Raw genomic sequence first — 19,629 nt, 5'->3', positions numbered from 1 at the left:
CCGCTCCATGCGTGGCGGCGCCCCCACGGTGGCCGCGGGGGCGCCGGGGCCCGGCTACGCCGCGGCGACGTGGGCGCGGGTGGCCTCGGTCAGCCAGGCCACGACCTCGTCGCGGTAGGGCGCGATGCCCTTGTACCCGGCGATGTCGTCGGGCAGTTCGGCGACGACGGCCGCGAGCTGCCCGCTCCACTCGGGGATCGTCGCGATCTCGGCCAGCGGGGCCATGTAGGTGCGGATGTTGAACGTCAGCGTCCCGGTCAACGGCAGCCGGGTGAGGTGCTCCAGCTCGATGCGCAACTGCAGCCGGCCGAAGTCGCCGTCGCGCACCAGCTGCGGCACGTCGGCGTCCCACTCGGGCTTGACCTCGAGGCTGATGTCGCGCCGCGGTGACCCGTGCGCGGAGAACGTCCAGTTGACCCGGCGGTAGGTCTGCTCGGTCGTCAGGCTGCGCATGAACCGGGTCGCGCGGCTGGTCACGCCGCCCTCGTTGAGTCCCGGCACCGGTCCGTGGATCTCGTCCAGGTGCATGCCGACGTCGAACTTCACCGACCATGCGGCCGCCCAGGTCACCAGGGCGGCGTCGAACCACAGCCGCCCACCGCGGTCGCTGACCATGAGGATGTCGTCGGGCACCTGGCAGCCGATCCACGTCAGCGGGTCGGTCGGCAGCGTGGCGGCGTCGCCGAGGACGAACTCCTGCTCGATGCCGAGGAGGTCGTTGCGCCAGCCGAACTCCCGGCCGTCCCCGGAGAGGTGCATCACGTCGGGGCGGGCGGCGACCAGCTCCCGGAGCAGGTACAGGAGCATGTCCCAGCAGGCCGGTTCCATGTGCGGGAGCACCTGCCGCCGTCCCGGGTCGCGCGCGAGCAGCTCACGGCGCATCCGCATCTGCTCCTCGTAGTCGTCCCCGAGGTCGACGACGTGCGCGCCCCAGGAGCCGGCGGGGGTCTCGACGCGGCGGCGGGCCGGCTCGACGTTGACCGCGTACCGGAACGCCCGCTCACCGGGCGCGAACGGCCAGGGCAGCCGGGACAGATCACTCACAGGTCGAGCTCCACTTCGCTGTCGGCCGCCCGCGACACGCAGGCGAGCATGCTGGTCGAGGCCTGTCTGTCGGCCTCGTCGAGGACGAGGTCGCGGTGCTCGACGCGGCCGGCGGTGACGGGCACCAGGCACTGCCCGCAGACGCCCTGGCGGCACATGTTGGGCACGTCGACCCCGGCGCCGAGCACCGCCTCGAGCAGGCTGGTGCCGCTGGGCACCGGCAGCCGGCGGCCGCTGCGCCGCAGTCGCGCGGTGAACGGCCGGCCGGGGTCGAGCGGCGGCGCCGCGAAGTGCTCCAGGTGCACGCGGGCGGACGGCCAGCCGGCCGCCCGGGCCGTCTCGGTGAACAGGTCGAGGACGGCGACCGGTCCGCACGCGTAGGCGTGCGTCCCCCACGGCTGGGCCGGCAGCCGCTCGCGCAGGGCGCCGGCGAGCGCGTACCGGCCCGGCGCCTCGACCAGGTCGGCCCCGGCCAGGTCCCGCAGCTCCGCCAGGTGCGCCGCGGCCCCGGGGCGGTACCCGTAGACCACCTCCACGGGACGGCCCCACATCCTTGCGGCCCTCAGGTGCGACAGGATCGGGGTCACGCCGATGCCCGCCGCCACCAGCAGCGACTTCGTCGATGCCAGCTCGGGCCGGAACGCGGCCCGCGGCCCCTCGACCTCCAGCAGGTCGCCGACCGACACGGAGTCGTGCAGCCAGGCCGACCCCTCGCCGCCCCGGGTGCGCAGCACGGAGATCCGGTAGTCGGCGGGGGCGATCCCGGACCCGGTGAGGGAGTAGGCGTTGCGCTTGCCGCCGGCGGTCACCACCAGGTGGCTGCCCGGTGCGTACCCCGCCAGAGTCCGGCCCTCGGGGTTGGTGAGGACGAACTGTCGGACGCCGTCGGTGACCTGGTCGACCCGGGAAACGCGCATCCGGGTGGTGGCGCTCACGAGGCGCCCCCGGCCACGGCGGAGGCGAGGTAGCTGCCCCGGTGCCCGGAGACGTGCTCGTGCACCTCCAGCCGCGTGCCGCAGCCCGGGCAGTCCACCTCGGCGCCGGGGTCGGCGGCCAGCCGCGAGGTCACCTCGCAGTGGACGCAGAAGACGCGGAGGGACTCCCGCCCGACGGCGAAGGTGGTGATCTCCTCCGGTACGAGACCCGCCCGGCGGGCGTGCGCCGCCATCGCGAGCACGTCGGCCTCCGGGCCGGCGATCACCAGCCGCGCGCCCACGCACAGCGCGCCGAGGCGACGGGCGAGCTCGGCACCCGAGCCCTCGTCGGTCCGCGGCAGGCCCCACAGGCGCACCGGCCGGCCCTGCTCCCGGGCCTGGGCCAGCCACTGCTCGACCACGCCGTGGGCCGCGGGGCCGATGTGCACGATCAGGAACGACCGGCCCGTGAGGTCCAGGGGCGGGGGCTCGGGGGGCCAGACCGGCACGCTGGTGAGGCGGGGCCGCAGGGAGGGCGGGGCGGCTGGGGGAGGGGGCAGCAGGGCGGTCACGCGGCGCTCCTCAGCCAGGCGACCGCGGCCTCGCGGTACCGGGTCAGGCCCTTGTAGTCGGCCATGTCCTCCGGCAGCTCCTCGAGGACGGCGGCGAACCGGTCCCGCCAGGCCGGCACACGGGCGACGTCCTCCAGCGGCAGGAGGTACGTGCGGATGAGGAACAGCACGGCACCGGAGCCGGGCAGGCGGACCAGGTGCTGCACCTCCACCCGGAGATGAAGGCGGGCGCCGAGGTCCTCCTGGAGCACGAGCCTGCGGTCGGGCCCCCACTCGGGATAGGTCTCCGTCGCGGTGTCCAGGCGCCGGCCGACGGTCATCGTCCAGTTCGTCCGCCGGTACACCTCGCCGGGCTGGAGTCGCATGAGGAACTGGTGCGCACGGTTGACCACGCCGGCCGGGTGGACCCGGGGGACGGGACCGTGGATCTCCGGGAAGCTCATGCCGACGTCGAAGCGCATGGACCAGTCGGCGGCCGCGGTGACGACGCCGGCGTCGGCCCAGAGGGATCCCTCGCGCTGGTCGAGGAGCACCAGGTCGTCCTGCACCTGGGGGGCGGTGAAGCGCAGCGGGTCGGTGGGCAGGGTCGCCTCGTCGCCGAGGACGAACTCCTGCTCGATGCCGAGCAGCCGGTTGCGCCAGTGCCAGCGGTCCCCGCCGAGGTGGTCGAGGGTGAAGGCGTCGGGCCGGGCCCGCTGGAGCTCGCCCATGACGTAGAGCATCGCGTCCCAGCACGCCGGCCTCATGTGCGGCAGCTCCTGCAGGCGGGCGGGGTCGGCCGCCAGCAGGGCGGCGCACTCGGCGCTGTCGGACCCGTAGTACTCGTCCACGTGCAGGACGTGCTCGCCCCAGCTGCCGGCCGCGGTCTCGTGGGTCGCACCCGCCGGCTCGACGTTGGTGCTGTAGCGGTAGCGGTCGGTGGGGAACGGGAAGGGGAAGGAGGCGATGCGGTCGGGCAGCGCCCGATCGATCAGGTCGGTGCTGGTCACAGGTCGAGCTCCAGGGACGGACCGGTGCTGCGCGACACGCAGCACATGACGCTGTCGGCGGCGGCCTTCTCCTCCTCGGTGAGGAAGAGGTCGCGGTGGAGGGGACGGCCGGCGAGGACCGGGACGCGGCACTCGCCGCAGACCCCCTGCCGGCAGAGGTTGGGAACGCTGATCCCGTCGCGTTCCAGGGCCTCCAGCAGGCTCACGCCGGAGGGGACGGCGATGCGGCGTCCGGACCGGGCCAGCGTGGCCGCGAAGGGCTCGCCGGGGTCCAGCGTCTCCGCGGAGAAGCGCTCGGTGTGCACCCGGTGCTCCGGCCAGCCGAGCCGGTCCGCCGTGGCGAGCACGAAGTCCAGCAGCGGCGCGGGCCCGCAGGCGTAGAGGTGCGTGCCCAGCGGTGCCGAACCCAGGACGGCCTCGAGGCGGGGCAGGAAGGTCGCGACGTCCGGGTGCTCCTCCAGCCGCGGCCCGCACAGCTCCCGCAGCTCGGCCAGGTGTGCACCCGCACCGGGGCGGTAGCCGTAGAGGAGGGTGAAGTCGCGACGCCAGCGGACCGCCGCCCGGGCGTGGGAGAGCATCGGCGTGATGCCGATGCCGCCGGCGACGAGCAGGTGGTGCCGGGCGGTGGCGACCGGGGCGAAGGCACTGCGCGGCCGCTCGGCGCGGACCACGTCGCCCGCCGCCAGCCGGTGCACCCACCGCGAGCCACCGGCGCCGTCCGGGCAGAGCAGCACCGAGATCGTGTAGCGGTCCGGTGAGGTCCCTGATCCGGTCAGCGAGTAGGCGTTGCGGCGGGCGCCGCAGTGCAGCACGAGGTGGCTGCCCGGGGGATGGGCCGGCAGCATGCTCCCGTCCGCGGCCACCAGGGTGATCGACCGGATGCCGTCGGCGGCCTCCCGCACCTCCGCCACGACGAGGTCGAGCGGGCCCCGACCGGGCGGGACGGCGACCGCGGCCGGGGTCGGCAGGGACAGGGTCGTCACGCGGGGACCCCCGCCGCGAGAGCCGGCTCGGCGTCCTCGGCGTCGACCATGTAGCCGAGGTAGGCGCCCAGACGGCGGGAGACGTGGTGGTAGACGTGCAGCGTGCGGCCGCAGCCGCGGCACGTGCACGTCCCGTCCACGGGGGCGGTCGTCTCCGTCTCCTCGGCGCAGTGCGCGCAGTGGACCCGTCGCACCGGCACCCCGGTGACCGAGGTCAGGATCTCGGCCGGGACGGCGCCGAGCTGCAGCGCCCGGGCGCGGGCCCGGAGGACGTCGGCCTCCGGGCCCGCCACGAGCAACCTCCAGCCGACGACGGCGTCCGCCATCTGCGCCGCCAGCCAGGGCAGCGCCTCCGCGCAGCCCCGGGTGCGCATCGCCCGCGCGTCGATCCCGGCCTCCGCGGCGGCCGCCTCCCAGGAGGTGACGACCTGGTCCGCGGCGTCGTCCAGCGCCAGGAGCGTGACGCTCCGGGCGTTGCCGGGGAGTGCCGGTGCCGCGGTCTCCCACCGCGGCACGCTGGTGTGCTCGATCCCCATGCCGATCAGGGGGCGAAGGACCGCTGGCCGGTGTAGAAGCCCAGCGCGCGCTCGGGCGTCTCGAACCGGATCCGCGACCCCTTGGGGAAGAAGAGCACGTCCTTGGCGCGGGCGACGACCTGCTGACCGCTGTCGAGGTCGGTCAGGTGGAACTCGCCCTCGACGACGACCTTCATCTCGTCGTAGGTGTACGTGTACTCCAGCGGCTCGCCGGCGTGCAGTTCGAAGAACCCGGAGCAGAGCTCCGAACCCCCGGGGTTGGCGAACGTGTCGCCGATGAAGGCGTGCACCCCGGGGACCTCCATGCTGGGCAGTCCCTCGTACGTCCCGCTCGCGTGCCCGAAGACGATGGTGTCCGTTGCCATGTGTGGCCTCCTCAGCGTCGGGACCCGCCGGAGTGGCGCGGTCCCTGTGGGTGGACGCCATGTAACGACAGTGGACGTAGCGATGGGTGACGGCGCTGTAACGAGTGGGTGACCACTGGAGGCCGGGGTCGACACCGGGCCGAGTGCGGCCCTGTCACCGCGGGGTTACGTTCCCTTTTCGCCGGGCCGGGTGGGGCGCTCGGGCTCCTATGCTCCGGCTGTGGAGGTCACCCCGCTGCCCGGTGGGCACGACGACGCGCCCGCTGGGCACCTCGAGGACGTCATCGCCGTGCGCGTCCGCGAGTTCCGGCTGGCCAAGGGCATCTCGCTCGCGGAGATGGCGCGGCTGGCCGGCATGAGCAAGGCGATGCTGTCGAAGATCGAGCACGCCCAGACCTCGTGCAGCCTGTCCAGCCTGGCGCGTCTGGCGGATGCGCTCGCCGTGCCGGTGACCGCGCTGTTCCGCGGGGTGGACGCCGAGCGCGAGGCCGTGTTCACCCCGGCCGGTCACGGCGCCCGGATCGTCCGGCGGGGCAGCAACGTCGGACACCTCTACCAGTTGCTCGGCGCACTGCGCGGGGAGCACAAGCGGCTCGAGCCGCTCCTGGTGACGCTCACCGAGGCGAGCGAGGTGTTCCCGCTCTTCCAGCACCCGGGGACCGAGTTCCTCTACATGCTGGAGGGCGTGATGGTCTACGGGCACGGCGAGGCCCGGTACGAGATGCGCTCCGGCGACTCCCTCATCTTCGACGGGGAGGGCCCGCACGGTCCTGCCGAGCTCGTCGAGCTGCCGGTCCGCTTCCTGACCGTCACCGGGTACGGGCACGTCGTCTAGGTCGCCGGGCGCCGGCCGGCGCCGGAGGCCCGGCACCGTGCTGCACCACCGTTCGTAACGCGGTTTCACGCCACGGTAACCACCGGCGCGTTTCCCCCCACGAGACTGGGTCTCCCGCGGCGACACGACTCCGCGGGTTCTCGCCGAGGAGCGTGGGCGTCCCCGTGGTGACGCGACCGTCTCTCGCACCCCCACCCTTCCCGAGGCGTGGCACGTCCACGCCCGGACGACCCGAGGAGACCTCTCATGCCCGCAGCCGACCTGGCGTGGCTCCTGGCGGCGTTCGCGCTGGTCCTGCTGATGTTCCCCGGGCTCGCCCTCTTCTACGGGGGGATGCTCGGCGGCAAGAACGTGCTGAACATGTTCATGATGGTGATGAGCACGCTGGCGGTAACCAGCGTGCTCTACGTCCTCTACGGCTACGGGCTCGTCTCGGGGGACTCGCTGGGCGGCTGGGGGCTGATCGGCAACCCGGTCGAGCACCTCGGCCTCGCCGGCTTCCACGAGGACGGCGGTTCCGGAGGCGCTGAGGGCGTCTACTGGACCGCGTTCTTCATCCTCTTCGCGGCCATCACCGTCGCCATCGTCGCCAGTGGCGCGGCCGGCCGGATGACGTTCGGGGGCTGGCTGGTCTTCTCGGCCGTCTGGCTGACGCTGGTCTACTTCCCGCTGGCGCACTGGGTCTTCGCCTTCGACGACGAGGGGAGCGGCGTCGTCGGCGGGTGGATGCGCAACGTGCTGCAGCTCCACGACTTCGCGGGCGGGACGGCCGTGCACATGAACGCGGGCGTCGCCGCGCTGGCGCTGGCCATGGTCCTCGGCAAGCGCCGCGCGCCGACCCACCGGCCGCACAACATGCCGCTGGTCGTCCTGGGCGCCGGGATCCTCTGGTTCGGCTGGTTCGGCTTCAACGGCGGCTCCGCGGGCGGGGCCAACTTCACCGCCCAGTACGTCGTCCTCACCACGCTCCTGGCCGGGTCCACCGGCATCCTCGGTTTCCTGCTCGTGGAGAGGATCCGCGACCGGCACGCCACCACCCTGGGCATGGCCTCCGGGGCGATCGCCGGCCTGGTCGGCATCACGCCGTCCGCCGACGCGGTCAACTCCCTCGGCGCCCTGGTCGTCGGCTTCGTCTCCGGCGCCGTCGTGGCCTGGGCGGTGACGTGGAAGGCCCGGCTGGGCATCGACGACAGTCTCGACGCGTTCGCCGTCCACGGCGTCGGCGGCATCGCCGGGACCGTCTGCGTCATGCTGATCGGCGCCTCCAACGCGCCGGGTGGTGTCACCGGCGTCCTCCTCGGCGGCAGCTGGGACATCGTCTGGCGGGAGCTGGTGGCGATCGTGGCCACCTGCACCTTCTCCTTCGTGATGACCTACGCGATCGCCTGGGTGCTGCAGCGGACGATCGGCCTGCGCGTCGACCCCGCGGCGGAGGACGCCGGCCTCGACGTCTCGGTCCACGCGGAGTCCGCCTACGACCTCGACCGCGGGGCGAGCCCGACGCGGGTGACCCCCAGCGTCTACGGCCCCGACCACGTGCCGCCGGCGCCGACCGCCGCCCCCACGCCGGCCTGACGGGGGAGTTCGCCGCCCTGCCGGCGCCACACTGCGGGCGTTCTCCGCGCATCCCGGGTCGTGCAGGACCCGCGGGGCGCGAGGAACGCCCGCAGTGCTGTCGGGGGGTCGCGCCGGGGGTGCAAGCGGGAACGGGACGGGTCAGCGCACGAGCATCCCGGCGTCCACCGGCGGCGCCACGCCCGTGACGTAGCGGGCCTCGTCGGAGGCGAGGAAGGCGACCGCGGCGCTGACGTCCTCGGGCTGGACGAGGGTGACGTCGAGCAGGTTGCGGACATCGTCGACCGGCTTGGCCGGGGTGCCGCCGCCCCCGCCGAACAGCGCCTCGACCGCGGGGTCGAGCACCATCGGCGTCGCGACGCCCGAGGGGTTGACGCAGTTCACCCGGATGCCGTGCGCGGCCAGCCAGTTCGCCCACGTGCGCATCAGCCCGACCACGCCCGCCAGGCGGGCGGTCTCGGCGAGGTCCTCGGCGGTGGCCAGGCCGTAGGCCACCGTGTCGATCGGCGCGCACCGGTCGACCGCGACCACGTCCGCGCCCTCGCCGGCCAGTCGGACGGCGTGGCTGCGGCCCTGGCCCCGCGCCGCGCCGGTGATGAAGGCGACCTTCCCGTCGAACCGTCCCACGAGCCCTCCCCGATCGGTGTCCCGGACTCCGACTGCGCCGGGCGCGGGAACTCGTCGCCGCACCGACGCTCCGCCGGCCCACTGTCGCGGTGGTTCGCGTACTCCTGCGGTGGCGCACCGCCGCAGAGGCGGGCAGCCGGCCGCAGGAGCGGGCCGGGCGGGGCCCGGCACCCCGGCCGGGGGTCTGGGACGGCGGGCAACACGAACTCCCCGCGGCGGTAACGGGTCGGAAACCCGGCGCGGGTTCACTCTCAGGCGACAGCAGTTCACCTCAGTGGACGCAACGCCAGGAGGCTCCCGTGTCGCTCACCGCCACCCGCCCCGACGCCCCGCCCGCGCCGCGGGCGGCCGCCGCCGTCGAGCCCGACCTCGCCACCCGCGCCCGCGCCGACGGCATCGAGTTCGTCATGGCGCTGTTCGTCGACCTCACCGGCAAGCCCTGCGCCAAGCTCGTGCCGATCGAGGCGGTCGAGGAGCTGCAGACCGAGGGCGTCGGGTTCGCCGGCTACGCGGTCGGCGCGATGGGCCAGCAGCCGCGGGACCCCGACCTCATGGCCATCCCCGACCCGTCGTCCTACATGCCGGTGCCCTTCGTCAAGCCCGGCCTCGCGATCGTGCACTGCGACCCGCACGTCGAGGGCCGGCCCTGGCCGTACGCGCCCCGCGTGATCCTCAGGGAGCAGCTGGCCCGCGCCGCCGAGCTCGGCCTGGAACTCAAGGTCGGCGCCGAGGTCGAGTACTTCCTCGTCGAGCGCGGCCCCGACGGCGCCCTGCGCCCGGCCGACCCCAAGGACACCGCCGCGCGCCCCTGCTACGACGCCCGCGGCCTGACCCGCATGTACGACCACCTCACCGAGGTGTCCAAGGCGATCAACTCCCTGGGCTGGGGCAACTACGCCAACGACCACGAGGACGGCAACGGCCAGTTCGAGCAGAACTTCGCCTACGCCGACGCGCTGACCACCGCCGACCGGGTGGTCACCCTCCGGTATCTGCTCGGCGTGCTGGCCGAGCAGCGCGGCATGACCGCGACCTTCATGGGCAAGCCGTTCACCGACCGCACCGGCAGCGGGCTGCACATGCACCTGTCGCTGTGGCGCGACGGCCAGGCGGCCTTCCCGGACGCCGGTGACCCGCGCGGGCTGGGCCTGTCCCCGCTGGCCTACTCCTTCGTCGCCGGCCTGCTCGACCACGCCTGCGGCCTGCAGGCGGTGCTCGCCCCGACGGTGAACGCCTACAAGCGCACCGGTGCCAGCTCCACCCGCTCCGGCGCCACGTGGTCCCCGCGGACGGCGACCTACGGCGGCAACGACCGCACCCACCTGCTGCGGGTGCCCGACGGCAACCGGGTGGAGCTGCGCGGCGGCGACGGCTCGGCCAACCCCTACCTCGCCGCGGCGGCCGCGCTCGCCGCCGGGCTCGACGGCGTCCGCCGCGGGCTGGACCCCGGCGACCCCGGCGCCACCCGCAGCAACCCGCTGCCGCCGACCCTGCTGCACGCGGTCGAGGCGATGGAGGCCGACCCGGTCGTCGCCGGGGCCCTCGACGTCGCCGGCCCGGGCGTGGCCGGCTACTTCGCCGGCCTCAAGCGCGACGAGTTCTTCGAGTGGCACGGGCAGGTGACCCCCTGGGAGGTCGACCGCTACGTGACCGCCTTCTGACCGGCAGAACCAGAGAGAGGAAACCCACTGACGTGTGCGGGATCGTCGGGCTCCACCTGCGGGAGCCCTCCCTGTACCCCCGGCTCGGCGAGCTGCTGACCGGCATGCTCTGCCAGGTCACCGAGCGCGGCCCGGACTCCGCCGGCGTCGCCGTCTACGGCGACCCGCGCTGGTCGCCGCCGGGGCGGTCCGCCGTCTCGCTGCTGGCCGGCGACCGGACGGCGGACGACGTCGCCGCCGCCGTCCGGGCGCCCCTGCCGGAGGCGGAGGTGGTCGACGCCGGCCAGACGCTGGTGGTGCACGCCGCGACCGATCCGCAGACCCTGACCGCCGCGGTCCGGCAGACGGTGCCGGGCGCCCTGGTCATCGGCGCCGGCGAGGAGGTCGCCGTCCTCAAGGGGGTCGGCCACCCGCAGGCGCTGGCCGCCGAGTTCGGCCTACCCGCGGCGCAGGGCTGGCAGGGGGTGGCGCACACCCGGATGGCCACCGAGTCGGCGGTGACGCCGGCGCACTGCCACCCGTTCTCCGTCGGCACCGACCAGTGCCTGGTGCACAACGGCTCGTTCGCCAACCACGCCACCATCCGCCGCGAGCTGACGGCCGCCGGTGCGGTCTTCGACAGCGACAACGACTCCGAGGTCGGCGCCCGGTTCGTCGCCGCGCAGCTGGCCGCCGGATACGACCTGTCGACGTCGCTGAAGCTGCTGTGCGAGCGCTTCGACGGCTTCTACACGCTGCTGGTGTCGACCAGGGACAGCTTCGCCGTCGTCCGCGACGCCATCGCCTGCAAGCCCGCCGTGGTCGCCGAGACCCCGCAGTGGGTGGCGATGGCGTCGGAGTACCGCGCCCTGGCCGGCCTGCCCGGCATCGACAACGCCCGCATCTTCGAGCCCGAGCCGGAAGAGGTCTACGCATGGCAGCGCTGAGCACGTCCCTCGACCCCACCCCGGTGGAACTCACCGAACTGACCGAACCCGCCCTCGTCGACCTGTCGGTGGCCGGCGTGCGCGAGCTCAACGCCGCGCTGCACGCCCGCGACGTGGCCGAGAAGGCGCCGTCGTGGCGGGTCACCCACCCCGACGGGAAGCACAGCCTCGCGGTCGGCCTCGACGCCGACATCGACGTCCGCATCGAGGGGCACGTCGGCTACTACTGCGCCGGCATGAACAAGACCGCGACGGTGACCGTCGAGGGCAACGCGGGCGTCGGCGTCGCGGAGAACATGATGAGCGGCACCGTGCGGGTGCGGGGCAACGCCTCGCAGTCGGCCGGCGCGACCGCGCACGGCGGGCTGCTCGTGGTCGAGGGCTCGGCCGCGGCCCGCTGCGGCATCTCGATGAAGGGCGTGGACATCGTCGTCGGCGGCGACGTCGGGCACATGAGCGCCTTCATGGGCCAGGCCGGCCGGCTGGTCGTCTGCGGCGACGCCGGCGACGCGCTCGGCGACTCCCTCTACGAGGCCCGGATCTACGTGGCCGGCTCGGTGAAGAGCCTCGGCGCGGACTGCGTCGAGAAGGAGGTCCGGCCCGAGCACCTCGCCGAGCTGGCCGGCCTCCTCGCCGCCGCGGGCCTGGACGCCGACCCGCGGGAGTTCCGCCGATACGGCTCGGCCCGCCGTCTCTACAACTTCCACGTCGACAACGCCTCGGCGTACTGAGGAGCGCAGCCATGACCCTCCGCGAGTCCGCCACCTTCGACCGCACCACGATCGCCGAGATCCAGCGCGCCGCCGAGACCGGCATCTACGACATCCGCGGCGGCGGCGCCAAGCGCCGCGTGCCGCACTTCGACGACCTGCTCTTCCTCGGCGCTTCGATGTCGCGTTACCCGCTCGAGGGGTACCGCGAGCGGTGCGACACCGACGTCGTCCTCGGCGACCGCAACGCCACCTACCCCCTGCACCTCTCCACGCCGGTGACCATCGCCGGGATGAGCTTCGGCGCGCTCTCCGGCCGGGCGAAGGAGGCCCTGGGCCGCGGCGCCAGCGAGGTCGGGACGTCGACCACCACCGGCGACGGCGGGATGACCGAGGAGGAGCGCGGCCAGTCCAAGCACCTCGTCTACCAGTACCTGCCCTCCCGCTACGGCATGAACCCCGACCACCTGCGCATGGCCGACGCCATCGAGGTCGTGCTCGGCCAGGGCGCCAAGCCCGGCGGCGGCGGCATGCTGCTCGGCCAGAAGATCACCGAGCGGGTCGCCGGGATGCGCACCCTGCCGGTCGGCGTCGACCAGCGCAGCGCCTGCCGGCACCCCGACTGGACCGGCCCCGACGACCTGGAGATCAAGATCCGGGAGCTGCGGGAGATCACCGACTGGGAGAAGCCGGTCTACGTGAAGATCGGCGCCAGCCGCACCTACTACGACGTGAAGCTCGCGGCCAAGGCCGGCGCCGACGTCATCGTGCTCGACGGCATGCAGGGCGGCACCGCCGCGACCCAGGACGTCTTCATCGAGAACGTCGGCATCCCCACGCTCGCGGCGCTGCCGCAGGCGGTGCAGGCGCTGCAGGAGGAGGGGCTGCACCGGCAGGTCCAGCTCATCGTCTCCGGCGGCGTCCGCAACGGCGCCGACCTCGCCAAGTGCATGGCCCTCGGCGCCGACGCCGTCGCGATCGGCACCGCCGCGCTCATCGCCCTCGGCGACAACTCCCCGCAGCTCGATGAGGAGTACCGGGCGCTGGGCTCGGCGGCCGGCTTCTACGACGACTGGCAGGCCGGCCGCGACCCGGCCGGCATCACCACCCAGGACGACGAGCTGGCCGCCCGCCTCGACCCGGTCGTCGGCGGCCGCCGGCTGGCCAACTTCATCCGGGTGATGACGATGGAGGCGCAGATCATCGCCCGTGCCTGCGGCAAGGCCCACCTGCACTCGCTGGAGCCCGAGGACCTCGTCGCGCTCACCATCGAGGCCGCCGCCATGGCGCGGGTCCCGCTGGCCGGCACCTCGTGGGTCCCCGGGCGGGGGCTGTGACCGACCTGCGGGTCGAGGTCGCGGTCGTCGGCGCGGGCCTCATGGGCGCCGCGACGGCGTGGGAGCTGGCCCGGCGCGGGGTGTCGGTGGCGCTGGTCGAGGCCTTCGACCCGGGGCACGTGCACGGCAGCTCGCACGGCACGTCCCGGATCGTCCGGCGGGCCTACGCCGACCCGTTCTACGTGCGGCTGACCGGGCGGGCGTTCGACCGCTGGGCCGAGGCGGAGGCCGACACCGGGACGACGCTGCTGCAGACCACCGGCGGGCTCGACCACGGCGCGGCGCGCGACCCGGCCGGCCTGGCCGGGCTGATGCGGCGGGAGGGCGTGCCGCACGAGCTGCTGTCCGCGGACGACGCCGAGGCGCGCTGGCCGGGGATGCGCTTCGACGGGCCGGTGCTGTTCCACCCCGAGGCAGCGGTCCTCGACGCCGACGCCGCGGTGGCCGCCTGGGTGCGCCGGGTCGGTGAGCTCGGGGGCACGGTGCTCGGGCGGACCCGGGTCCTCGGCGCCGAGCCGCTGGGGGACGGCGTCCTGCTGCGCACCGACGGCCCGGCGGTCGCCGCCGACCGGGTCGTCCTCGCCGCCGGGCCGTGGCTGCCCGAGCTGGCGCCGGAGGTCGGCGTGCCGCTGGCCCTGCCGCGGCTCACGGTGACCCAGCAGCAGGTGTTCCACTTCCCACTGCGGGACCCCGGCGCCGCCTGGCCGACGTTCGTGCACAAGGGGGAACTGCAGCTGTTCGGGCTGCCCGCGGGCGCCGACGGCGGCCCGCGCCCGGCGTTCAAGGTCGCCCAGCACGACGGCGGCACCGCCACCACGGCGGCCACCCGGGACGGCCGGGTCGACCCGGCGTCGCGGGAGCGGGTCGTCCGGTACGTCGAGGAGTTCCTGCCCGGGCTGGCCCCCGAGCCGATCGCGCAGGGCAGCTGCCTCTACACCACCACCCCGACCGAGGACTTCGTGCTCGACCGGGTCGGACCGGTCGTCGTCGTCTCGCCGTGCTCGGGCCACGGGGCCAAGTTCGCCGCGCTCGTCGGCGAGCTCGCCGCCGACCTCGCGTTGGACCGCGCGGCCGCGGAGCCCCGCTTCGCCCTGCCGGCGGCGGCGACGGTGTGACGCGGAGTGGCCCGGGAGCGGATCCCGCTCCCGGGCCACTCCGCTCAGTACTCCCAGGCGGCGTACTCGGGACGGCGCGCCTTCACGTCCTCGAACAGCAGCACCATCCGGTCGGCGAACCACGCCTTGGCGCACTGCACGAGCAGGAGCCCGGCGACGGTGGCCAGCGGGTCCAGCACGACCAGGCCGTAGGTCAGCTGGGCGAGGCCCGCCACCTGGAACGCGTAGGTCACCGCCTCCGCCCGCGCGGACCGGAACTGCGCGGGGAGGTCGGCGCGCGCCGTCTCGGACCGCACCCGCTCGCCCAGCACCGCCTTCGACGCCCAGTTCCGGGTGGACGCCGGCGGCGGGAACAGCAGCGGGTTGACCACCATGAAGACGACCGACGCGGCGACCGCGACCAGCGACCACCAGCCGATCCAGTCCCGGCTCCAGACCGACAGCGCCAGGAGCGGGAGGACGGCGAACCGGGTCCAGACGCTGACCGGGTTGGCGTGCCGCATCCAGCTGTCGCCCTGGAGGCCGAACAACCGGGCCAGCCGGGCGTCGGTGCCCGCGCCGGAGCTCCCCACGCCAGTCCTCGGTGATGACATGGCATCCCCTTCCGGGCAAGGGGCCCGTCGGCCCACGGCTCCCGGGGAGGGTGACGCCCCGGCGCCGCCCGTGCCTCGCACGCAGCGGATGAGGCGCCGGGCCTACGCGGCGTGCTCCGCGCAGTCGGCGCAGCGCAGCACGCCCACCGTCGGCAGCTGCCAGTCCCGGTTCGGCAGTGGGATCACCTCGGTGCCGCAGACGGCGACGGCGCGCCCGGTGGCGGCGGCGCGGGGGACGGCGTGCGCCACCCCGGCGGGCTGGTCGTCGTCCCGCCGTCCGACGACGGAGGTCGGCCCGACGGCGACGATCCGCTTCGCCCCGACCACGTAGTCACTCCGCACCCGGAACACTGTGCCACCGTCTGACCACGCACAGGGACGGGCGGCCTGTGACCGTTGCCCTCTTGCCCGCCCCGGCCGGGTGTGCCCGGCGTCCTGGCCTGGACGGCCGCGGTCGCGGTCAGGGGTGCGCGCGGACGTGCTCGACGACCAGTTCGGCGACGCGGTCGGGAGCGAGCTCGGGGATCCAGTGGGTCAGGCCGTCGAACACCTCCAGCCGGTAGGGGGCGTCGACGAAGTCGCGGGTGGCCTCGGTGGCGGTGCGGCCCAGGAACGCGTCGCCGGTGCTCCACAGGTGCAGCGTCGGCACCCGCACCGTGCCGACCGTGTCGCGGGCGCTCAACGGCAGTGCCCGGTACCAGGCCAGCGCCGCCGCCAGGGCGCCCGGCTCGCGCATGCGGGCCACGTAGTGCTCGCACACGTCGAGGGGCAGGTCGCTGCGCAGGAACATCCGGCGCAGCGGCTCGCCGCCGGCGGCCAGCAGCAGCCGCTCCGGCAGGAACGGCACCTGGAACAGCCCCACGTAGTACGAGCGCAGCGCCTGGTCGCTGGTGAGCATCGCCCGGGCCATCGCCGCCGGGTGCGGCACCGACAGCGCGGTCAGCGTGCGGACCCGCTCCGGGTGCCACGCGGCCAGCGCCCACCCGACGATGCCGCCCCAGTCGTGGCCGACCACGTGGGCGCTGCCCAGCCCGGCCTCGTCCAGCAGGGCCAGGACGTCGGCGGTGAGCTCGCGCACCCGGTAGGCCGAGCGTCCGGTGGGGCGCGCGCTGGGGGAGTAGCCGCGCTGGTCCGGAGCCAGCGTGCGCAGGCCCGCCGCGTGCAGGCCGGCGGCGGCCGCGGCCCAGGCGGTGGAGTCCTGCGGGAAGCCGTGCAGCAGCACCACCGGGTCGCCGTCGGGCGGGCCGCCGTCCCGGACGTCGAACACCATGCCCTCGCGCCGGAAGCCGTCCATCCCGCGACCCTGACCCCGTGGGCCGCCCCGCGCCACCCAGCCGGTCAGCGGGCGGCGCGCAACCCCGAGAAGGCGACCGCGACGACGGCGTCGGCGAGCGCACCGGGGGGCAGGCCGCCGTCCGGCCGGTACCACTCGGCCAGCGAGTTGACCGTCCCGAACAGCAGCCGGCTGGTGACCGCGGGGTCGACGTCCGGCCGCACGCTGCCCTCCTCCTCGGCGGCGCGCACGAGGTCGGTGACCAGCCGGTCGAACTCCCGCCGCCGCTGCAGCGCGGCCCGCTCGACCGCCGAGTTCCCCCGCACGCGCAGCAGCAGCGTGACGAACGGCAGCTCCGCGGCGAGCACCCGGACCGAGCCCCGGACGACGTGCTCGAGCCGGTCGATCGCTGCCCCCGTCGTCGCCGCCGGCTCGCGGGTGACGGCGAACAGCGCGTCGAGCGCCCGGTCGACGGCCAGCCGCAGCAGCTCCTCCTTGCTGCGCACGTGGTGGTAGATCGCCGACTTGGTGACGCCGAGCCGGGCGGCCAGCTCGTCCATGGTCGTGGCCTCGTAGCCGCGCTCGTTGAACAGCTCGACGGCGACCGGGAGCAGCGACTCCAGCGAGTGCCCGGGCCGCCCCCGGCGGACCGCTGCGGTCACGGCTGCACCCGGCCCGGGCCCCGTGCAGTCACTCCTTCTCCCTCCGCCACCGGGTCGCTCCCGCGGGGCGCTCCGCTCCTCGCTCGCTGCGATCTCACGCCCCTGTCCGCTCGCGTTGGTCGATGAGCCGCTTCAGCTTCCCCACCGAGCGGGGCAGGGTCTCCGGGTCGACGACGGCGACGTCCACGCTCACCCCGACCGTCTGCTTGACCGCCGCCGCCACCTCCCGTGCGGCCTCGTCGCGCCGCTCCGGCGGACAGTCCGGTCGCGCCTCGACGTGTACCGCGAGGGCGTCCATCCGCCCCTGCGTGGAGAGCACGAGCGTGAAGTGCGGGGACAGCCCCGGCGTCCGCAGCACGACCTCCTCGATCTGGGTGGGGAAGAGGTTCACCCCGCGCAGGATGATCATGTCGTCGGTGCGGCCGGTGACCTTCTCCATGCGGCGCATGGCCGGCCGCGCCGTGCCCGGCAGCAACCGGGTGAGGTCACGGGTGCGGTACCGGACGACCGGCATCGCCTGCTTGGTCAGCGAGGTGAACACCAGCTCGCCGACCTCGCCCTCGGGCAGCACCTCACCGGTCAGGGGGTCGATGACCTCCGGGTAGAAGTGGTCCTCCCAGACGTGCAGGCCGTCCTTGGTCTCCACGCACTCCTGGGCGACGCCGGGGCCCATCACCTCGGAGAGCCCGTAGATGTCGACGGCGTGGATGCCCAGGCGCTCCTCCATCTCGCGGCGCATCTGCTCGGTCCACGGCTCGGCCCCGAAGATGCCGATCTCCAGCGAGCTGGCCTGCGGGTCCAGGCCCTGCCGTTCGAACTCGTCGACCAGGGCCAGCATGTAGGTCGGCGTCACCATGATGACCCGCGGCCCGAAGTCGGTGATCAGCTGGACCTGCCGCGGCGTCATGCCGCCGGACACCGGGACGACGGTGCAGCCGAGCCGCTCCGCGCCGTAGTGCGCACCCAGCCCGCCGGTGAACAGCCCGTAGCCGTAGGCGTTGTGCAGGACGTCGCCGGGCCGCCCGCCGGCCGCCCGGATCGACCGCGCCATCACCGTCGCCCAGGTGTCGATGTCGTCCCCGGTGTAGCCGACGACGGTGGGCCGGCCGGTCGTGCCGGAGGAGGCGTGCACCCGGCGGACCTGGTCCCGGGGGACGGCGAACATGCCGAACGGGTAGTTGTCGCGCAGGTCGGCCTTGCTCGTGGTCGGGAACCGCGCGAGGTCCCCCAGCGACCGGCAGTCGTCGGGGTGCACGCCCACCTCGTCGAAGGCCCGCTGGTAGTGGGGGACGTGCTCGTAGACGCGGTGCAGCGTCTCCTGCAGGCGGGTCAGCTGCAGCGCCCGCAGCTCGTCGAGCCCCATCCGCTCCGTGGGGTCCAGCGTCGCGGGGTCGGGCGCCTCGCCCAGGCGCCGGGCGCTGCCGGCGTCCGGGGGCGTCGCCGTCGGGGTCGCGTCGGTCGTCGTCATCGTCGGCCGTCCCTGGGGTCGGTGCCGGGCGATCGGCCCGGACGCTTGTGGTCGTCGGGTGCTCTGGGTCACACTATTCCTGACCGCCCGGTCAGTAAATGCCTGTGAGGAGGACCCGTGTCCGCTCCGACGCTGGACCGGCCGGCCGTCGACGAGGCGGCCCTGCAGCAGCACTTCGACGCCACCATCGCCGCCGAGCACCGGATCGAGCCGCGGGACTGGATGCCCGAGGGCTACCGCAGGACGCTCGTCCGGCAGATCGCGCAGCACGCGCACTCGGAGATCATCGGCATGCAGCCCGAGGGCGACTGGCTGCTGGCCGCGCCCAGCCTGCGCCGCAAGGCGATCCTGCTGGCCAAGGTGCAGGACGAGGCCGGGCACGGCATGTACCTGTACTCCGCGGCGGAGACCCTCGGCGCCGACCGGGCCGACCTCACCGACAAGCTCATCGAGCGCAAGCAGAAGTACAGCTCGATCTTCAACTACCCGACGCTCACCTACGCCGACGTCGGCGTCATCGGCTGGCTGGTCGACGGCGCGGCGATCTGCAACCAGGTGCCGCTGTGCCGCTCCTCCTACGGCCCCTACGCACGGGCGATGATCCGCATCTGCAAGGAGGAGTCGTTCCACCAGCGGCAGGGCTACGAGCTGCTGATGACGATGATGCGCGGCACCCCCGAGCAGCGGGCGATGGTGCAGGACGCCGTCGACCGCTGGTGGTGGCCGTCGCTGATGATGTTCGGCCCGCCGGACGCCGACAGCCCCAACTCCGCCCAGTCGATGGCGTGGGGCATCAAGCGGCACGGCAACGACGAGCTGCGCCAGCGGTTCGTCGACATGACCGTGCCGCAGGCGGAGTTCCTCGGCGTGACGCTGCCCGACCCGGAGCTGCGGCTGGACCCGGAGACCGGCACGCACCACTTCGGCGCCATCGACTGGGACGAGTTCAAGCGCGTCCTGGCCGGCGGCGGCCCGCGCAGCGAGGAGCGCATCCGCCGGCGCCGGGCCGCCCGCGACGACAACGCCTGGGTCACCGAGGCGGCCACCGCCTACGCGCGGAAGCACGCCGCGTCGTGAGCGACGTGACCGCCGAGGGCGGGCACGGCGCCGTCCCCACGGGGCCGGAGGTGCCGGTCGCGCCGGCGCCGGCCGTCAGCCGTCGCGACTGGCCGCTGTACGAGGTGTTCGTGCGCGGCAAGCGCGGGCTCAACCACGTGCACGTCGGCTCGCTGCACGCCCCGGACGACGAGATGGCGATCGACGCCGCCCGCGACCTCTACACCCGGCGCAACGAGGGCGTGAGCATCTGGGTGGTCCGGGCCGCCGACATCACCGCCTCCAGTCCTGACGAGAAGGACCCGCTGTTCGCCCCCAGCGGCGACAAGGTCTACCGCCACCCGACGTTCTACGAGATCCCGGAGAACGTCCCCCACATGTGAGAGGA

22 protein-coding genes are annotated in these 19,629 nt (G+C 74.3%); 9 read left to right on the top strand and 13 right to left on the bottom strand.

What is annotated here, in order from left to right; all coding sequences use genetic code 11:
- Nucleotides 1–54: 54 nt before the first annotated feature.
- From ACI78Q_RS09720 to ACI78Q_RS09690, 7 genes are read right to left on the bottom strand one after another with little or no spacing between them, the layout of a single operon-like run.
- Nucleotides 55–1,044 carry a heme-dependent oxidative N-demethylase family protein gene (locus ACI78Q_RS09720; RefSeq protein ID WP_456923135.1) on the bottom strand — a complete coding sequence of 330 codons (990 nt, stop codon included), beginning with the start codon at nt 1,042–1,044 and terminating at the stop codon, nt 55–57.
- The gene (locus tag ACI78Q_RS09715; protein ID WP_456923134.1) at nt 1,041–1,979 is read right to left on the bottom strand and encodes a PDR/VanB family oxidoreductase; all 939 of its coding nucleotides are present in this window, start codon (nt 1,977–1,979) and stop codon (nt 1,041–1,043) included. The genes ACI78Q_RS09720 and ACI78Q_RS09715 overlap by 4 nt, the downstream gene beginning before the upstream one ends.
- On the bottom strand, nt 1,976–2,530 hold the full coding sequence (locus ACI78Q_RS09710) for a dimethylamine monooxygenase subunit DmmA family protein (RefSeq protein ID WP_456923133.1): 555 nt from the start codon (nt 2,528–2,530) through the stop codon (nt 1,976–1,978). Before ACI78Q_RS09710 ends, ACI78Q_RS09715 begins: the two co-directional genes overlap by 4 nt.
- Nucleotides 2,527–3,519 (bottom strand): heme-dependent oxidative N-demethylase family protein, encoded by a 993-nt coding sequence (locus ACI78Q_RS09705; protein WP_456923132.1) that lies wholly within the window; start codon nt 3,517–3,519, stop codon nt 2,527–2,529. Before ACI78Q_RS09705 ends, ACI78Q_RS09710 begins: the two co-directional genes overlap by 4 nt.
- Nucleotides 3,516–4,502 (bottom strand): PDR/VanB family oxidoreductase, encoded by a 987-nt coding sequence (locus ACI78Q_RS09700; protein WP_456923131.1) that lies wholly within the window; start codon nt 4,500–4,502, stop codon nt 3,516–3,518. Before ACI78Q_RS09700 ends, ACI78Q_RS09705 begins: the two co-directional genes overlap by 4 nt.
- Complete coding sequence (locus tag ACI78Q_RS09695; RefSeq protein ID WP_456923130.1) at nt 4,499–5,038, bottom strand: dimethylamine monooxygenase subunit DmmA family protein; 540 nt, start codon at nt 5,036–5,038, stop codon at nt 4,499–4,501. Before ACI78Q_RS09695 ends, ACI78Q_RS09700 begins: the two co-directional genes overlap by 4 nt.
- A 5-nt stretch (nt 5,039–5,043) precedes the next feature.
- Nucleotides 5,044–5,403: a cupin domain-containing protein gene (locus tag ACI78Q_RS09690; protein ID WP_456923129.1), complete on the bottom strand. Its 360-nt coding sequence runs from the start codon at nt 5,401–5,403 to the stop codon at nt 5,044–5,046.
- Nucleotides 5,404–5,623: 220 nt separating this feature from the next.
- Here ACI78Q_RS09690 and ACI78Q_RS09685 point away from each other — a divergent pair, with 220 nt between their 5' ends.
- Together ACI78Q_RS09685 and ACI78Q_RS09680 are read left to right on the top strand one after the other, a co-directional pair.
- On the top strand, nt 5,624–6,238 hold the full coding sequence (locus ACI78Q_RS09685; protein WP_456923128.1) for a helix-turn-helix domain-containing protein: 615 nt from the start codon (nt 5,624–5,626) through the stop codon (nt 6,236–6,238).
- Between the two features lie 246 nt (nt 6,239–6,484).
- Complete coding sequence (locus tag ACI78Q_RS09680) at nt 6,485–7,813, top strand: ammonium transporter (protein ID WP_456923127.1); 1,329 nt, start codon at nt 6,485–6,487, stop codon at nt 7,811–7,813.
- Between the two features lie 141 nt (nt 7,814–7,954).
- Here ACI78Q_RS09680 and ACI78Q_RS09675 read toward each other — a convergent pair whose 3' ends face one another.
- Complete coding sequence (locus ACI78Q_RS09675) at nt 7,955–8,440, bottom strand: SDR family oxidoreductase (protein WP_456923126.1); 486 nt, start codon at nt 8,438–8,440, stop codon at nt 7,955–7,957.
- Nucleotides 8,441–8,739: 299 nt separating this feature from the next.
- Between ACI78Q_RS09675 and glnT the strand changes: the two genes are divergently transcribed.
- The 5 genes from glnT to ACI78Q_RS09650 are packed head-to-tail and all read left to right on the top strand — an operon-like array spanning nt 8,740 to nt 14,189.
- On the top strand, nt 8,740–10,101 hold the full coding sequence (gene glnT, locus ACI78Q_RS09670; RefSeq protein ID WP_456923125.1) for a type III glutamate--ammonia ligase: 1,362 nt from the start codon (nt 8,740–8,742) through the stop codon (nt 10,099–10,101).
- A gap of 32 nt (nt 10,102–10,133) precedes the next feature.
- Nucleotides 10,134–11,027 (top strand): hypothetical protein, encoded by an 894-nt coding sequence (locus ACI78Q_RS09665; RefSeq protein WP_456923124.1) that lies wholly within the window; start codon nt 10,134–10,136, stop codon nt 11,025–11,027.
- Nucleotides 11,015–11,758 carry a GltB/FmdC/FwdC-like GXGXG domain-containing protein gene (locus ACI78Q_RS09660; RefSeq protein WP_456923123.1) on the top strand — a complete coding sequence of 248 codons (744 nt, stop codon included), beginning with the start codon at nt 11,015–11,017 and terminating at the stop codon, nt 11,756–11,758. Before ACI78Q_RS09665 ends, ACI78Q_RS09660 begins: the two co-directional genes overlap by 13 nt.
- An 11-nt stretch (nt 11,759–11,769) precedes the next feature.
- Nucleotides 11,770–13,074 carry an FMN-binding glutamate synthase family protein gene (locus ACI78Q_RS09655; RefSeq protein WP_456923122.1) on the top strand — a complete coding sequence of 435 codons (1,305 nt, stop codon included), beginning with the start codon at nt 11,770–11,772 and terminating at the stop codon, nt 13,072–13,074.
- Nucleotides 13,071–14,189 carry an FAD-dependent oxidoreductase gene (locus ACI78Q_RS09650; protein WP_456923121.1) on the top strand — a complete coding sequence of 373 codons (1,119 nt, stop codon included), beginning with the start codon at nt 13,071–13,073 and terminating at the stop codon, nt 14,187–14,189. The genes ACI78Q_RS09655 and ACI78Q_RS09650 overlap by 4 nt, the downstream gene beginning before the upstream one ends.
- Nucleotides 14,190–14,233: 44 nt before the next feature.
- Here ACI78Q_RS09650 and ACI78Q_RS09645 read toward each other — a convergent pair whose 3' ends face one another.
- The 5 genes from ACI78Q_RS09645 to paaK form a co-directional block, all read right to left on the bottom strand.
- Complete coding sequence (locus ACI78Q_RS09645; RefSeq protein ID WP_456923120.1) at nt 14,234–14,761, bottom strand: DUF6653 family protein; 528 nt, start codon at nt 14,759–14,761, stop codon at nt 14,234–14,236.
- Nucleotides 14,762–14,884: 123 nt separating this feature from the next.
- Nucleotides 14,885–15,124 carry a hypothetical protein gene (locus tag ACI78Q_RS09640; RefSeq protein ID WP_456923119.1) on the bottom strand — a complete coding sequence of 80 codons (240 nt, stop codon included), beginning with the start codon at nt 15,122–15,124 and terminating at the stop codon, nt 14,885–14,887.
- A gap of 118 nt (nt 15,125–15,242) precedes the next feature.
- Nucleotides 15,243–16,076, bottom strand: coding sequence for an alpha/beta fold hydrolase (locus ACI78Q_RS09635; RefSeq protein WP_456923118.1), 834 nt, complete (start codon nt 16,074–16,076; stop codon nt 15,243–15,245).
- A gap of 44 nt (nt 16,077–16,120) precedes the next feature.
- Nucleotides 16,121–16,717 carry a TetR/AcrR family transcriptional regulator gene (locus ACI78Q_RS09630; RefSeq protein ID WP_456923117.1) on the bottom strand — a complete coding sequence of 199 codons (597 nt, stop codon included), beginning with the start codon at nt 16,715–16,717 and terminating at the stop codon, nt 16,121–16,123.
- A gap of 94 nt (nt 16,718–16,811) precedes the next feature.
- Nucleotides 16,812–18,185, bottom strand: coding sequence for a phenylacetate--CoA ligase PaaK (paaK, locus tag ACI78Q_RS09625; protein ID WP_456923116.1), 1,374 nt, complete (start codon nt 18,183–18,185; stop codon nt 16,812–16,814).
- Between the two features lie 117 nt (nt 18,186–18,302).
- On the opposite strand from paaK, the gene paaA reads away from it, so the two are divergent.
- Nucleotides 18,303–19,262 (top strand): 1,2-phenylacetyl-CoA epoxidase subunit PaaA, encoded by a 960-nt coding sequence (gene paaA, locus ACI78Q_RS09620; protein WP_456923115.1) that lies wholly within the window; start codon nt 18,303–18,305, stop codon nt 19,260–19,262.
- Nucleotides 19,259–19,624 (top strand): 1,2-phenylacetyl-CoA epoxidase subunit PaaB, encoded by a 366-nt coding sequence (gene paaB / locus ACI78Q_RS09615; protein ID WP_456923114.1) that lies wholly within the window; start codon nt 19,259–19,261, stop codon nt 19,622–19,624. Before paaA ends, paaB begins: the two co-directional genes overlap by 4 nt.
- Nucleotides 19,625–19,629: the final 5 nt, after the last annotated feature.

The organism is Geodermatophilus sp. SYSU D00705, assembly GCF_054050135.1.
This window is presented reverse-complemented; position numbering and strand designations above follow the sequence as displayed.